This window comes from Megasphaera sp. NM10, from assembly GCF_000417505.1.
Classification (GTDB): Bacteria; Bacillota; Negativicutes; order Veillonellales; family Megasphaeraceae; genus Megasphaera; species Megasphaera intestinihominis.
The window spans coordinates 1-14,997 of sequence record NZ_APHY01000033.1 but is presented as its reverse complement, the minus strand read 5'-3'; the positions used below and the strand labels follow the sequence as shown (position 1 = coordinate 14,997).

The 14,997-nt window shown below is 51.2% G+C and carries 19 protein-coding genes and 1 tRNA gene; 18 read left to right on the top strand and 2 right to left on the bottom strand.

The annotated features are described in order from the left end of the window. Positions 1–224: 224 nt before the first annotated feature. The 3 genes from NM10_RS06565 to NM10_RS06555 all read left to right on the top strand — a co-directional run bounded on the left by NM10_RS06565 (position 225) and on the right by NM10_RS06555 (position 1,503). Positions 225–650, top strand: coding sequence for a RusA family crossover junction endodeoxyribonuclease (locus NM10_RS06565; protein WP_204365347.1), 426 nt, complete (start codon positions 225–227; stop codon positions 648–650). A 9-nt stretch (positions 651–659) separates the two neighbouring features. After that, entirely contained in the window at positions 660–1,181 is a 522-nt protein-coding gene (locus tag NM10_RS06560; protein ID WP_020310808.1) for a hypothetical protein, read from the top strand. 115 nt (positions 1,182–1,296) lie between these two features. After that, complete coding sequence (locus NM10_RS06555; RefSeq protein ID WP_020310807.1) at positions 1,297–1,503, top strand: hypothetical protein; 207 nt, start codon at positions 1,297–1,299, stop codon at positions 1,501–1,503. A 340-nt stretch (positions 1,504–1,843) separates the two neighbouring features. Here NM10_RS06555 and NM10_RS14020 read toward each other — a convergent pair whose 3' ends face one another. After that, on the bottom strand, positions 1,844–2,002 hold the full coding sequence (locus NM10_RS14020; RefSeq protein WP_192813553.1) for a hypothetical protein: 159 nt from the start codon (positions 2,000–2,002) through the stop codon (positions 1,844–1,846). A 55-nt stretch (positions 2,003–2,057) separates the two neighbouring features. On the opposite strand from NM10_RS14020, the gene NM10_RS06545 reads away from it, so the two are divergent. Both NM10_RS06545 and NM10_RS06540 read left to right on the top strand, forming a co-directional pair. Continuing rightward, the gene (locus NM10_RS06545; RefSeq protein WP_020310805.1) at positions 2,058–2,570 is read left to right on the top strand and encodes a hypothetical protein; all 513 of its coding nucleotides are present in this window, start codon (positions 2,058–2,060) and stop codon (positions 2,568–2,570) included. Positions 2,571–2,783: 213 nt separating this feature from the next. Continuing rightward, a tRNA-Trp gene (locus NM10_RS06540) sits at positions 2,784–2,856 on the top strand. A 191-nt stretch (positions 2,857–3,047) separates the two neighbouring features. Here NM10_RS06540 and NM10_RS15005 read toward each other — a convergent pair. Next, positions 3,048–3,170, bottom strand: coding sequence for a hypothetical protein (locus tag NM10_RS15005; protein WP_256378964.1), 123 nt, complete (start codon positions 3,168–3,170; stop codon positions 3,048–3,050). A 303-nt stretch (positions 3,171–3,473) separates the two neighbouring features. On the opposite strand from NM10_RS15005, the gene NM10_RS06535 reads away from it, so the two are divergent. From NM10_RS06535 to NM10_RS06475, 13 genes are all read left to right on the top strand, one after another. Continuing rightward, positions 3,474–4,040, top strand: a complete 567-nt coding sequence (locus NM10_RS06535) for a terminase small subunit (protein WP_335340743.1) — start codon at positions 3,474–3,476, stop codon at positions 4,038–4,040. Then, positions 4,018–5,271: a PBSX family phage terminase large subunit gene (locus NM10_RS06530; RefSeq protein ID WP_020310803.1), complete on the top strand. Its 1,254-nt coding sequence runs from the start codon at positions 4,018–4,020 to the stop codon at positions 5,269–5,271. Before NM10_RS06535 ends, NM10_RS06530 begins: the two co-directional genes overlap by 23 nt. A gap of 12 nt (positions 5,272–5,283) precedes the next feature. Beyond that, positions 5,284–6,660 carry a hypothetical protein gene (locus NM10_RS06525; protein WP_020310802.1) on the top strand — a complete coding sequence of 459 codons (1,377 nt, stop codon included), beginning with the start codon at positions 5,284–5,286 and terminating at the stop codon, positions 6,658–6,660. Then, the gene (locus NM10_RS06520) at positions 6,660–7,772 is read left to right on the top strand and encodes a hypothetical protein (RefSeq protein ID WP_020310801.1); all 1,113 of its coding nucleotides are present in this window, start codon (positions 6,660–6,662) and stop codon (positions 7,770–7,772) included. The genes NM10_RS06525 and NM10_RS06520 overlap by 1 nt, the downstream gene beginning before the upstream one ends. 99 nt (positions 7,773–7,871) lie before the next feature. Continuing rightward, positions 7,872–8,555, top strand: coding sequence for a hypothetical protein (locus NM10_RS06515; protein ID WP_020310800.1), 684 nt, complete (start codon positions 7,872–7,874; stop codon positions 8,553–8,555). Further along, positions 8,555–9,409, top strand: a complete 855-nt coding sequence (locus NM10_RS06510; RefSeq protein WP_020310799.1) for a phage major capsid protein — start codon at positions 8,555–8,557, stop codon at positions 9,407–9,409. Before NM10_RS06515 ends, NM10_RS06510 begins: the two co-directional genes overlap by 1 nt. 4 nt (positions 9,410–9,413) lie before the next feature. Then, complete coding sequence (locus tag NM10_RS06505) at positions 9,414–9,878, top strand: hypothetical protein (protein WP_020310798.1); 465 nt, start codon at positions 9,414–9,416, stop codon at positions 9,876–9,878. Beyond that, on the top strand, positions 9,878–10,264 hold the full coding sequence (locus tag NM10_RS06500; RefSeq protein ID WP_020310797.1) for a hypothetical protein: 387 nt from the start codon (positions 9,878–9,880) through the stop codon (positions 10,262–10,264). Before NM10_RS06505 ends, NM10_RS06500 begins: the two co-directional genes overlap by 1 nt. Further along, a complete protein-coding gene (locus NM10_RS06495; protein ID WP_020310796.1) occupies positions 10,261–10,668 on the top strand; it encodes a hypothetical protein in 408 nt (135 codons plus the stop codon). Before NM10_RS06500 ends, NM10_RS06495 begins: the two co-directional genes overlap by 4 nt. 12 nt (positions 10,669–10,680) lie before the next feature. Further along, entirely contained in the window at positions 10,681–11,142 is a 462-nt protein-coding gene (locus tag NM10_RS06490) for a phage tail tube protein (protein ID WP_020310795.1), read from the top strand. Positions 11,143–11,155: 13 nt separating this feature from the next. Next, positions 11,156–11,533, top strand: a complete 378-nt coding sequence (locus NM10_RS06485; RefSeq protein ID WP_020310794.1) for a hypothetical protein — start codon at positions 11,156–11,158, stop codon at positions 11,531–11,533. A gap of 119 nt (positions 11,534–11,652) precedes the next feature. Then, entirely contained in the window at positions 11,653–11,922 is a 270-nt protein-coding gene (locus NM10_RS06480) for a hypothetical protein (RefSeq protein ID WP_036201500.1), read from the top strand. Beyond that, positions 11,879–14,997 (top strand): tape measure protein (locus NM10_RS06475; protein ID WP_020310792.1); only part of this gene is annotated, 3,119 nt, incomplete at its 3' end. The genes NM10_RS06480 and NM10_RS06475, both read left to right, overlap by 44 nt.

Genomic DNA, 14,997 nt, shown 5'->3' with positions numbered 1-14,997 from the left:
AGGAGTAGAAAAAATGATATTATCGGAGCCATCAGAAATGAATAGAAAAGACAACCTAATTTTACTTCCTATGATGTACGTAATAACAGCGTGTGCTTCATTCCCAGACTGCAATGACTGCCCCCTTTATGATATGGATACATATTTTAAATGCCTACTGGGGGTCCATGAACTTGGCGGTCGTCCCTATGAATGGGACCTGGACGCTTTGGAAAGGAGAAATCATGATGACAGATAAAGACATAATTCATTTCTTCGTGCCTATGCAGCGGATTCCGTCGGCGACGCATCAGATGAAGAAGCTCGTCGTCGGGCGTGATGGCAAGCCCCATACCTACGAGCCGCCGGCCGTCAAGGAAACGCGGGCCCTGTTCATGGCCAGCTTTACCAAGTTTCGGCCGGACCAGCCTATCATGGGGCCCGTAGCCTTGACGACGAAATGGCTGTACCCGCCGACGAAACTGCACCCGGAAGGAACCTGGAAGGCGACAAAGCCCGACACGGATAACCTGGTCAAGATGCTCAAAGACGTCCTGACGTCGCTGGGCTTCTGGCGGGATGACGCCCAGGTCGCATCGGAATGTATCCAGAAGTTCTACGCGCCGCAGTCCGGCATCTATGTCCAGATCGAGCCGCTGGACGACGATTAGGAGGCGCCTATGGGACGGAATGAAATGATTGCCCGGGCCCGGTCGGCGTTCCGTGAAGTCCTGGAGGCCATGGAAACGCCTCATGCCCAGCTCTTGCAGCGGGATCCGGACATCAAGGGCCTGGTAGAAAACATCGTCCAGCATGTGGAAAATGCCAGGAAGCCGGAAAACTGGCCCGTCGAGGAATATCCTGACGACTTCGAGAGATACCACCCGTCGGACCGCTGGCAATGGGCCTGGCTGCTCTTACAGGCGGCCTTCCTGGACAGCGACTTCGCGACGATCCTTTGTGTGCTGCGGGCCAATGGCTGTGAGCTGGTCAAGGATGACGACTATGGCTATGTCATCCGGCCCATCATCGGCGGTCATGGCTGGAATAGTATCGACCAGTATAACGAAACGAAGGAACCGCTGAACGATTATGTGAATTTATTATTACCTCTGCTGAAACGGCTGCGGGAAGAAGATCAGAAAGGCCATGTCGTCCCGCAGCGTGAACTGCAGCAGGGAAAGCTGGGAGGGAAAGGATGATAGAAATCAATCGGACGAAGGTCATTACGTGGAGGCTGATTGCCATATACTGTGTGGTATTCTGGATTGCCTTCACGGCAGCACTTATTTATTGCTCACAGTAGGAGGGATTACGATGGATGATTGGTATGCACCCGGACCGGTACACTGCCGGCAGATGACGGAAGAAGAACGGCAGTACTACCAGAAGCAACGGCAGAAACGGCAATTTCCATGGAAATCGAAACAAGGCCAGCGGGATTTGAATAATCACCAGTGGGGCAAGCATTGCCCGCCGGTATTGCGGTTTAAACGAAAGGCAGGTCATGGGTATGAAGATTAAAATTGATTTTGGCTCCATTAGCTTGAAACCTATCAAAGTAGAGCCTTATCTGGCTAAACGTATCATTTCGGTAGTCGACCTTTGGTGGAAGTCAGTACCCGGAGGGACGAAGCGCTACTATGGGGTGAGGGGCTGGCAGCGTTCCTGTCGGAATCACGCCGTAAAAAGCAGGGTCCGTCACGCAAAACGGAAAGCGGTCCGCGGGTATCGCTATAAAGGTGGCAAATAAAACGTTTTAGTTTCGCCGCTATAGCATTTAGATTCTATTTGCGGCAAATTACACATAGACGGGAGGAGTAAGGGCGTGGGACGCAAAAATAGACGACGAAAGAAAGAGCCGTCACACACGCCATGGACTCGTCGGCCGGAGTCCCAGGAAGTCCGGAGCCGCTGCGCATTCTGCGGGCGGCTTCTGGACGACGGGGACTTCTACTGGTTCCCGGACGAGTTCGGGCAGTTTGTGCGGAAGTGCAAAAACGAGCGGGATTGTTCCGCTCATCGTAAAGACGAAGCCGAAGAGGCGTTCCGTCGTGCTTTTAAAGGGAGGTAGTTCAATGTCAATCGTTCAAGGTCATAATGATTATGTTCTGATTATTACCAATTATCTGCTAAACTATGTTGCCTTTACGGACTACATCAAAGACATGGAAATGCGTATCGACGATATTACCTGGACACTCGATGAAGAGCCGGTCCCGAAAGTGCCGGCTTTGTCGGGTGCCGGCGGTTGTGGCGGCGGTGACGGGACGAGTCCGCAAGAATCGGACTACCTTCGGCATGAACAGCTCAAGGACGAACGGAAGCGACTGCAGCAGAACGTCAAGGACATCAAGACACGCATGGACCGCCTGGCGAAATGCTTCCACGAACTGGATGAAACGGACCAGAAGATTTTAGAGATCTACTACATCGACGGCGCGAAGAGCTGGGAATGGACGGCCAAGATGGTCAATGCCAGCACGTCCTTCTGTTTCAAACACGGCAAAGGCGCCTTGCAGGAACTGGCCAACCGTTACTTTGGACTACGGGCCATGCCCATACAAACACGATTTGTTTTTATTGATTAGGCGTTTTGTGGATAGATTGTGGATAACTTTTATTTGGGAAATATCCCGCGAATGAAAAAGGCAAAAAAGTGCGGTATAATGAAATCGTGAAAAGAGGGGCCGAAGGAATACAGCCTGATGGCGGTCATGCTGTGTTCTCGGCCCACACACTGTCACAGGTACACGCCTCCTTGTTTCAACTGCGGCGCGCTTGCTCATGCGCCGCTGCACGGCGGAGTAGCTCAATTGGTAGAGTAGTGGTCTCCAAAACCATCTGTTGAAGGTTCGAGTCCTTCCATTTCCGCCAAATTGCATACATAGGGACTTAGTTGTCCGTGTTTGGTGAATAGCCGGACAGGGTGACGGGTCTCTTTTTGGTACTGGATAAGAAAAAAAAGGCCTCGGCTGTATTTCGAGCCAAGACCTTTATACAGAAGCAATTCCCAGTTGCCTCTGAGTGTCATCTCCATCCTGAAAGGTGTTAAGTATACAAGAAAATTAATTCTTGTGTATGTAGATTTTAAAACACTTTTTACCGTAATTCCGAGCGTAATGTTTCACGCCGTTCTTATCGGTAAAAGACGCCCGCAGGATGTAGACGCCGAACTTATCTTTCCCCATGTGTTCACCTCCCTTCGTTGTGAACTCAGGGAGAACAGAGATGACTAAAGATATTTTATCATTAAACAGGGTATTTTATCAACAAAAAAGAGCCTGCGGAGACAGACGAGCTTTGCCTTCGTAGACTCTTTTTCCCCGTACTTGAAAGCTGGGAACAATCAAGTACGGATTGGTAACCACATGGGGACCATAAGTTCACTTATAATATAGCTCATTAGGGTATGTTAGTCAAATTACAAAAATGAATAAATATTTTACAAACTAAACTAAAAAAATATAATGTGATTTTTACAAAAAAATAGAGTGATATTTCGTACTAAATTTCAATATATATTTAAATATAAGGATGGTGGTGAGCATGTAGTGAAGCTGACAGAGAAACAGAAGCGATTTATTGATTATTATATTGAGACCGGGAATGCCACGGAATCGGCACGGCGGGCCGGATATAGTGAGAAATACATAAATACTAACGCTTCAAAACTACTACAAAATACTACAATCAAGGCCGCTATCACTGCCAGGCTCAAAGCGTTGGAAGACAAGCGTATCGCGAAGGCCGATGAGGTCCTAAAGTTCCTGACGGCGACGCTGCGCGGTGAAGTCAAGGATGAGCAGATTGTCGTGGAAGGCACAGGCGATGGATGCAGCAAGGCCAGTCTGGTAGAAACGCGGGCGTCTGTCCGCGACCGTATCAAGGCGGCGGAAAATTTGCTGAAGCGATACCCGTCCGATATGGATGCGAAAGAGCAGCAGTTAAAGCTGGCCAAGCTGGAACAGGAATTGAAGGACGCTGGGCAGGATGACGATAACGACGTCCAGATTATTGATGATATAGGAGCGGAATATGAAGACCATCAGACTGAGTGATATCATAGCGCCTCACTTCTGGGACTTACATCAGGATATAAAGCAGCATGGCCACACCTATTATTGGCTGGAAGGTGGCCGCGGATCTACGAAGTCGTCGGATGTCAGTGTCGAGATTCCGCAGCTTATTATCAAAAATCCTGAATGTCATGCTGTTGTACTACGAAAGATTGGTAATACCATCAAGAACAGCGTCTACCCTCAAATGCAGTGGGGCATTGATGCCCTGGGGTTAACGGATAAATTCCGCTTCAAGACGTCTCCTCATGAGATTACGTACAAGAAGACCGGCCAGAAGATACTATTCTTCGGCGTCGACGACCCGCAGAAAATCAAATCCATCAAACTGCCGTTCGGTTATGTCGGTATTTGTTGGATAGAAGAACTGGACCAGTTCAGCGGTATGGAAGAAATCCGCAACCTCAACCAGTCACTGCTGCGCGGCGGTCCTGTCTTCTGGGAGTTCTGTTCATTCAACCCGCCGAAGTCGCAAAACAACTGGGTCAACGAAGAAAAACTCTTTGATGATCCAGACAGGCTGGTCCATCATTCGACATATCTTGGCGTACCCAGGGAATGGCTGGGAGACCGCTTCTTTGAAGATGCAGAGAAACTCAAGGAACGCAATGAAACAGCCTATCGTCATGAGTACTTAGGCGAAGTTACAGGCACCGGCGGCGTTGTCTTTGAGAACGTTGAAGACATGGCCATGAGCAACGAACTTGTCGGAAATTTTGACAGGTTGTACTACGGCCTGGACTTCGGCTTTGCCGTGGACCCGCTGGCTTATGTCGCTATGTACTACGACGCAAAACGAGAAGATTTGTATATATTTGATGAGCTGTATAGGCAGAAGATGACGAACAGCCAGGCGGCTAAGGCCATCAAGCTTCGCATTAACGGCGGACGCATCCTGGCCGATGCAGCCGAACCGAAGAGCATTGCCGAAATGAGCGATTATGGGCTTCGCATTTCTGGCGCCCGCAAAGGTCCGGACAGTATAGACTTCGGGATGCGCTGGCTTCAGAACCGCGCGCATATCTACATCGACAAGCGGCGTTGCCCGAATACGTACAAAGAATTCGTCACTTACGAGTACGACCGCAACAAAGACGGTCAGTTCGTCAGCGCTTACCCAGATGCCAATAATCATAGTATCGACGCGGTACGCTATGGGCTGTCTGAAATCATGAACCGAGATAAAATCGTATCCCGGCGCGTTAATTTTTAGGAGGGAGCTTTTATGGATTACACGCTGCTTAAAGACGCTTATTATGGGTCCGGCGGCTTTGAAACGGGCCAGTACCTGAACAAGCACAAACGGGAAGCAGATGACGATTACCGCTTCCGCCAGAAAAACGCATACTACTTGAATTACTTCAGCCCTATCGTCAACGCCCTGGTAGATCCTATTTTTAAAAGGCAGCCATTACGTGACTATTCCGGGCCGGCGGCCCCGACCATCAAGGAATTCTTGAAAGACGTGGATACCAGTGGCACCGACATCCATATGTTCATGAAGCGGGCCGCCATCATGGCCAAAGTCTACGGCGTGTCGTTCATTGTCATCGACAATGTCCGTGAGCTACAGGCGCGGACGCTGGCCGAAATGCTACAGCAGCGGGAATTCCCCTTTGCTTATGTCCTGGGACCACAGGATTTGGTGGAGTATGGTATTGATAAGACGGGCGCTTTACTGTACATCCAATTTCAGGAAATCGCCAGTATCAAGGACGGCGCGCCTCAATATCGGTACGTTTATTATGACCGGAAGCGCTGGGAAGTCTGGGGCGATGAACTCATGAAGTCATCTGGCAAGCATGGTCTTGGCTGTGTGCCAGTAGTACCTCTCTTTTCGCGGATGCTGGAGCAGAAGACGATGCGCCCGGTGCCGGACCTGCTGCCGATTGCCCGGACGGCCAAAGCCTTGTACAATCATTGTTCCTGGTTGGGTGAAATTTTGCGGAACCAAACGTTCCCGCTATTGACAATTCCGTCACTGGACGTCAATGACCTGGTCGTCGGAACGAACAACGCGTTGGGGTATAACCCGGACTGCAGTCATGCGCCGGCATTCATCGCCCCGCCGTCTGATCCGGCGACGGTCCTGCAGAACCAGATTGCGTCGCTCATTCAGGAAATGTATCGTATGGCCAACTTGTCCTTCGTCATCAATACGTCGCAGAACAACAATAGCGGTATCGCAAGGCAGTGGGAATTTGAACGGACAAATCAGCAGTTGGCCAACTTCTCATTACAGTGTGCCAGAGCCGAAGAGGCCGTTATGGGAGTCGTGGCCAAGTGGCTGAACAGTGATATTGAGTATACCGTAACGTACCCCGATGACTTTGGTATCGTCGATGTGGCCAATGAATTGACTCAGGCGCAGATGGTCCTGGACATGGATTTGACAGACGGCTTGCGGGAAGAAGTGCTCAAGAAAGTTATGGCAGCTTATTGCCCAGACATTCCTGACGAGCGCTTCGATGAACTCGTTGAGCAGATGCAGAAGTCAGAGGAAGATAAGACGAATGCAGAGCCGACGGCCCCTGAAGGACCGCCAGAAGAGCCACCAACACCTAAGCCAGGCGAGGACAAGCCTGACGGGAGTGATGCTTGATGAAAAGCCCTATTTCGGGAATTTTGAAGCGGTTTAGCCAGGTATTCCAGCGGGCCGTTGACGCCGTTGCCCTTTACGTCATCGACAACTTGGATGAAGATGGGGATGTCAAGGCTGTTGTAGAACAGGCCTGGCTTACCTACAAAATCAGCGATGTCTTCATGGATGCTGTCAGACAGGCTGTAAAAGAAGCGTGTGAAGCCGGCTATGGCCAGACCATCCCTCTGCTCCCTTCGCAACTCGAAGAAGCCTGGGATGCGTCAGGAATGACCTTGTCGAAGAAACTCCATGGCGCTGATAAGGAAATGCGTGCCCGTGTCGTCGGGACCATCAAGAACCAGCTGAAACAGAACCGTCATGCCATGCAGGCGGCCCGGAATTTGTACGATGGATACCGCAGTGGGCAGGCAGTCGTCAGGCGGCAGGAAATGCCGAAGTATTTGCAGGATATTGTGAATTTTGCCAGGCGGTCGGAACTGACTGCCGCAGATGGGGCACAGATGCGCCAGCTCGTCCGCAGAGCCCGCCGACAAGTGGCGCTGATAGGAGAACATGGCGCCCCAAACCAAGCCCTTAGAACGGCGTACAGCGAGTTATTGAACGCCGTGGCCGATGGAAGCGAAAAGGCGTTGGACAGGGCTGTTCATGTGGCTCTGGAAGAAAAGAGCCGTTACGTGGCCGAACGTATCGCCCGGACAGAAGCGGCCCGTGCCTGGGCTGATGGCTTCCATGCCCGTTACGATACGGACGATGATGTTGCCGCTTACAAGTGGACGCTGTCCAGTCGTCATCCTCATTACGACATCTGCGACCTGTACGCGCAGGCAAACCTTTGGGGCTTGGGTCCGGGAATCTTTCCGAAAGATAAGACTCCTATACTGCCGGTTCATCCGCATTGCCTCTGTCATCTGTCGCTGGTCTATGTGACTGAAATCAACATGAGCCGGCAGCGCGATCAAATCAAGGATGGCGGTGATGCCTATCTTAAGCGGCAGTCTCATCAGAAACGCTGTCATTTGCTGGGTATCGACGGGGCCCATGCCTGGGAACAGGGGCGAGCCGACTGGCGCCAATATATGCGTAATTGGTCAAATGATATTGGAATCACGTAGGCGCTTTTTTGTTGCAATTTTATATCTTGTCTTTTCGCCGCCAGACGCGGACCGCAGACGTAAAAGAACGGTTCTTTTTTTATACCCAGGAGGTACAAAATGGCTTACACATTACAGCAAATTTTTGAAGCTTTAGGAAAAATCGAAAACGGCGGCTCTATGGTGGCTGACTTGCAGACCGAGATCAGCAAAGTACGCAGTGAAGCGGCCAATAATCGTATATCTCGGAACAAGGTGCTGGACGCCCTTGGCTTGCGTGATGGCGATAATGTCGACGATTCTATCAAAAATTTAGCGACGACCTTGTCCGTCCTCCAGCAGTTAGGTGGAGACCCTCAGGAAATGGGGACGCAGATGGAAACATTACAGAAACAGGTCAAGGATTTGACTGATAAGTATACGGCCAGTGAAAAGAAAGCTGCCGAAGAAAAGGCAAAGCGCATCCAGTCCGTCATGAAATCTCAAGTCATGGCTGCCCTTACAGATGGCAAGGCCGTTAAACCAGATGTCTTTGCACAGGTGTTGCTTAGCAACATTAGTGCCAAAGATGATGGCAGCCTTGTCTATAAAGATGGGGATAAGGAGCTTGCGGTTGCAGATGGCGTCAAAGGCTGGCTTAGTGCAAATCCTTGGGCCGTAAAAAATGACAGTCACTCGGGCAGTGGCTCGTCTGGCGGTAGCGGCTCCAGCGGCAAGGCGTATACGATGGATGATTTAAAAGACATGTCCAGGGCCGAAATCAATGAGCACTGGGCGGATATCAGTAAAGGAGTGAAAGAATAATGGCAATCACCACATTTATTCCTACGATTTGGGAAGCCAGATTGCTGGCACATCTAGATAAAGCCTTGATTTACGGCAACTTATGCAACCGTGATTACGAAGGCGACATTTCCCAGGCCGGCGATACGGTTATTATCAATCAGATTGGCGATATTGCTATCAAGGACTACAAAAAGACGGAAGACATCACACTGGATGACGTCGATGGCACGCCGACCCAGCTCAAAATCGACCAACAGAAATACTTTGCTTTCAAGGTCGATGATGTCGATGCCGCTCAGGCCAATGTCAACTTGATTGATACGGCCATGCAGCGCGCTTCTTATGGCGTCCGCGATGTCGTGGATCAGTATATTGCCAGCTTCTACAAGAAAGCCGGCGTAACGCAAGGCCTTGGTTCGGATACCACGCCGCTGGCATTGACTACAGCAGCACAGGCCTACGAATCCTTGGTCGACCTCAAATGTGCATTAGATGATAAGAACGTCCGGGCAGACGGCCGCTTCGTCGTCGTCCCGTCCTGGTTCTATGGCCTGATGCTTAAAGACGAACGCTTCGTTGCCGCTGGTACGGCCAAGACTGACGCCGTCCTGTCCAATGGGTTTATCGGCACGGCGGCCGGATTCAATATTTATCAGTCCAACAACGTCCCGAATACGGCCAATGCGAAGTACAAAATCCTGGCCGGCACAACAGATGCCATTTCCTTTGCATCCCAGGTCACCAAGACGGAAGCCTTCCGGCCCGAAAAATCCTTCTGTGATGCTATTAAAGGGTTGTTCGTTTATGGGGCTCAGGTCGTGCAGCCGAACGCCTTGGCCTGCATGACGGCAAACCCGACTGCCGGCGCGTAAGCCAATGGAATTGAAGATTGAGGTCCAGGGCCTGGATGAAGCTATTTCCAGGCTGGACCGCATTTCCAGAGGCGCGCGGCAACAGCTTCGTTCGGCTATGTTGTCATCGGTCCGTGACGTTCAGCGGACAGCCCGTGAGAAACATAAATTTGTTACGCGTTCTGGTGAGGCTGAGCGATCCATTGAATCCAACGTACAGTTCAGTGGGGATACCTGGGTGGGTACAGTCGGGACGACTCGCAAGGTTACCATTTACCTGCACCAGGGGACGCCGAAGCATGTCATTACGCCGAAACGGAAATTGGCTCTGCGCTGGACTGCCGGCGGCAAATTCGTTTTTGCGAAACGAGTTTATCATCCGGGAACCAAACGGGACCCCTTCATCTTTAATGCAGCCAACGCCAATAAACGGCAAATCATCGGCCGGTTTGAAAATGCTGTCCGACGGGTTTTTGAGGAGGTAAAATGATGGAATTCATTACATTAGCAGATATTACAGACAACATCCTAACGTGCAGAGACTGTGACGTCGACTATGCCAATGATTACCTTCATCGTTTAGCCGCTTCTTTCAGCCTGTCTGACGCTGATATTCAACTGCCGCCGCGCCTGGCCATTAAACAGCTGGGAAAAGCGGTGGCCTGCCGGGAATGTGCCGCCTCTATGGTTGGCTCGGATACGACGGTCATGGTTGATGGTAGCCGTTCTGAAGATATTTATTTCCAGAAATATAAGATGTACGTCCAGATGGCAAAAGACCTGGAAAGCCGGCTGACTTATGCTGACTTTGCTGTCGACGGCATTGATGGCAGCGGGAAAGGGGGCGTCGGGGTAATCCGCTTATCCCGTGCATGATGAACCGATTCCGTCAGATTGCCAATGAAATCTGTGAGATTTTGAAAGATGAATTCCCTGATATGGTATGGCTGAATGCCGTATCTGGCCCGGCGTATCCGAAGGAGCTGACCGGGTATATCTGCTGTGACTCGATTACTTACGAGCCATTCAGCAAAGGGAAGCGCCAGGCTTCGGCTGTCTTCACGATTGAAATTATCTCACCAAACCCGAAAGGGAAAGAGACAGATGCGCAGTATATCGAAGACTTTGCCATGGAAGTTGATGAAGTGCTGCGTGAAAACGAAACAATTGATGGCTGGGCCGAAAGCAGTAACGTCGATAAGATCTTATTTGCTACACCGGCAGGGATGACGAACATCGGCCTGGCCATTTTCCAGTTCACAGTTACGTATACAGAATAGGAGGGTGCTTATATGGCACGTAAATATGCAACACCGACGAATACCGGCTCTGTAGCTACCGCCGGCAAGGATTACCTGATTTACCTGAATACGGGCGAAACGGAAGCTACGCCGACCTGGACCTTGCTGGGTGGTCAGCGCAGTGGTGATTTGACGCGTAAGGCCGATTCCATTGACGCCAGCAATAAAACGTCTGGTGGTTGGAAGTCTTCGCTGGCCGGGCTCCGCGAATGGAGTATTGACCTGGAATCTGTCGTCATTTTGAACGATGCCGGCTCTCAGTTCCTCGAAGATGCTTTCAATGATGGCCAGCTGGTCCATGTCAAGTTTGAATATCCGGATAAGAAATATCGTACCGGCTGGGCGGCTGTTACTGATTTCAGCCTGTCGACGAAATACGACGATGCTGCCACGATTAAAGGTACGTTGTCCGGTAATGGTCCGTTGTCTGAATTAACAACACCCGGTGCGTAAGGAGGATTGAACCATGAAGAAAGTCCCTTTTGATTTGTTCGGTGACGGGCAATATATGTACTTCAATATTGCCCGTCTGATGCAGTTGGAACAGGCTTGCGGCGAAGGCATCAGTACTATCGTCAGCAGGAATGAATTGAACCTGAATGTCCTGACGAAGATCTTCATGATTGGCCTGGCCCATCATAAGAAGCACAATGAACTGTGGTACGCAGAACGCATCCAGGAATTGCTTGACCAGGGCAAGAGCCTGGAAGAAGATTTCTATATTCCGGCCGTTAAAGCCATCGCCGGCAGTGGCATCCTTGGCAAGGCCGCGTATTATGGCGCTTTCCCGGAAGAGTTGACGGAGAAAGCCCGGCAGGACGTAGCTGACGAAAAAAAAGATTAGAGGCGGAGGGAGCCAGCGACAAGCCGCCCCCGTCTTTTTATGAGTGGCTGGAGTGGGCAGAATCGCAGGCTTATGGCCCCTTAGGACTCAAGCCATGGGAATTCTATCGGTTGTCTCCCATGGAGCTAAGCAAGCTCATTGATGGCTACCAGGTGCGCCGGGAAGACCAGGCGTTTACGACGGCCTGGTTCGTTAGCAACATGATAAGTGTTCACACAAAACATCCCGTACCGGCCAAAGAATTGGCCCGGCCGTTCCTGCATGAAAAGACAGACGGCGAACGGGAACGTGAACGCAAGGCGTTTTTAGAATCATTCAAGAGTCAACGAGAGGAGGCGGGGGTTGATGGCGACAGTGACGAGTATCTTGGTCAAGATTGGGGCGAATAGCTCCGAGCTTCGCAGGGAATTGTCGGCTACGAAGGCCGAGTTAAAATCTGCATTGGGAGAAGAAACGTTATCGGCGTCGAAGGCCGCTGTCATGAGTATTGCGGGGGTAGCCGCTTCCCTCGGTGCATTAGGCGTCAAAGCCGTCCAGGCGGCCGGGAACTTCCAGCAGGTCCAGGCGGCTATGACGAATATGTTGGGTAGTGCAGAGCGGGCCAAGAACCTGCTCGGCCAGTTACAGGACTTTGCGGCCAAAACGCCTTTTGAATTCAATGATGTGGCCGCGGCTTCGCAGAAATTCCTGGCCTTTGGTTTTACAGCAGAACAAATCATCCCGACATTGAAAGCGGTTGGCGATGCCGCCGCCGGCGTAGGGCTGGGAAAAGAAGGGATTGACCGGATTACCCTGGCTCTGGGTCAGATGGCGGCAAAATCGAAAGTCCAGAGTGATGAAATGCTGCAGCTGACAGAAGCCGGGATTCCTGCCTGGCAGATGCTGGCCGATAAAATTGGTACATCTGTCCCGCAAGCTATGGACATGGTAAGCAAGGGGGCTGTCGACGCTCAGACAGGCTTACAGGCCCTCGTCGGTGGCATGGAAGAGAAGTTTGGCGGTATGATGGACCAGCAGGCACAGACGATTACAGGCACGTGGTCAAATATGATGGACGGCCTCAGTCAGTCTGCTATTGCCGTCGGCCAACAGATTTCGGATGCCTTGAATTTACCGGATCTTTTTTCCTCTTTGGGAGATAGCTTACAGCAGTTTGCTAATCTCGTAAAAAATCAAGGTATTGGCGAAGCCTTGTCGCAGATGATTCCGCCTGAAGTGGAAGTTGCCGCGGCGGGCCTTGCAACGACCCTTACAGTAGCAACGATTCCAGCACTGCAATCATTCGCTCTCAATGCAAAACTGGCCGCTGCTCCGCTGGCTGGATCTTTTCTGACAGGCCTCAACACTTTGAAAAATGCATTGGCTACGATTCCTCCAGGTATGGCAGCCGCAACTACTAGCTTTACGTTGATGAAGACCGGGGCTGTATCTGCGGGAACAGGTTTGCTGAGTTTTGCAGGTAGTCTCAAAGGGGCGATTACGTCACTGCCGCAAGTCGTTTCTGGCATTGGCCGATTGGTACTGGCTTTCGGTCCGCTTGGCCTGGTTGTTGCCGCTGTTGGCGTCGCTATTGCCGCCTTTGTCGCATCGGGTCATAATCTGACGGACTTCCTGAACGTCGTACCTGGGACGATGAAAGCCGTGAATATGGCCGGCACTGCGTTGAAACAATTATGGGGTGAATTAGGGCAGGCTATCAGTAATCTAGTTTCTGCCGCTGCGCCTCTGATTACCTTGTTGGCTACGGTATTTACGGCAGCTATTTATGTTATTATCGCAGTCATCAACGTCGTCGTTGCGGCCTTGTCGTTGTTCTTGACCGTCATTGCCAATACCATTACGGCAGGCATTGCCGCGTTTAACTGGCTGTATGATGGCGTTTCATCGGCGCTGAGCCGCGTGGCCGACGCCCTGGGGGATATGGCCAACTCAATCCTGCCAGACTGGGCCAAGAGCGGGCTGGAAACTATCCGCAGCTTTGTGAAGACCGCTATCGGCTGGCTGCAAAGCCTCATCCAAAAGATTTTTCAGACAAATAACGCCATGAGTAACGCCGGCAGTGGCATGACGTCTGAAGAAAAAGCCAAGCGTCAGGCAGCGCAGGCCATCCATGATAATCCGCCGAAAGTATCCGATGACACGGACTACACGATGCCTACATTCGGGCAATTTGGTGGTGGTGGAAGTACTGGCGGTAGTAGCGTAGCGTCTGGCAGTAGCGCAAGTGCAGGCTCTTACGACCCGCGAGCTGGGGCCATTTATAACGCTCAGGCGCTTAGTCGACTGCCATATGGCACGGGTGATGGCCAAGTTGTTTGCACGACATACATTGAAAATGCTTGGTCGAATGCTGGTGTATCGAATGCCTGGGATTTAGGTCCTAATGCAGATTACTGGGCTCAAAATGCAGGGGGTGCTTTTCATCCGGCAAGTTCTGGGTATACTCCCCGACCTGGTGACGTGGCCATCACGAATGACGGTGAAGGTGACCCCACTGGACATGTCATCATGATTGATGGAAACGGTACTGGTTATTATGCCGCTGGTGGCAGTGCTGGCGTGTCTACGCACTATAGCACGGACCATCGTCAGGCTTTTGATGTCTATGGCTATATTAATATGGCCGAATATGCCGGCTTCTCAGATACTGGTGGACATCAAGCACGTCAGCCTCAATTCAACTGGGACCAAAGCGTTTATACGCAGGCCATCAAGGCCGCGGCTTCAGCCTACAATCAGGATCCGGCGCTGCTGTTAGCCTTGACCATGAAAGAAAGTGGCGGCAATACAGTCAGCGGCATTTCGATGGATGGTGGCAATGGCGGCGGTATGATGCAGGTCCTCAGCGGAGACCAGGACGTTGCCGATGGCAATGGCGGCCGCGTGAAGATTAGCGACTTATACCCTGATTACCAGAGCAACGTTTATTCTAATGCCTTGGCCGGGGCAGCCATGTTACAGGATAAAATCAACGCCAATGGCGGTGATGTATGGGCTGGCGTAGCTGACTATTACGGTGGCAGCGATAAGGCGGAATATGCTGCCGAGATTCAATCTAACTACAATCAGGTCAAGGCTCAAGGGGCCGGTGGAACGGGTAGTAACGATTTTGCTCAGCGTATGGTCAATTATCGCAAGAAGATGGCTGACCAGGCACTCCAGACCCATCAGCAGATTGATGACAGTTATGCCCAGTCTACGGCAACGCAGGTCGAGCTGACAGACCGTAAGTTTAAAAAAGAATGCGAAAAATTGAATGAGTCCAAGGCCTTCAATGCGAACTATCAGAAGGATAAGGAAAAGCTGGATGCTATGTACGCCCAGGAACATCTGAAAGCTGTCGAAGCTGATGCGCAGAAGGAAGCGCAGATTAAAGAAAAGGCTGTCACCATGGCCGCCGATAAGAAGACCAATGCGCCCGCTCTGACTGACACGGCCAGCGATAAGGAACTGAGCAAAATCGA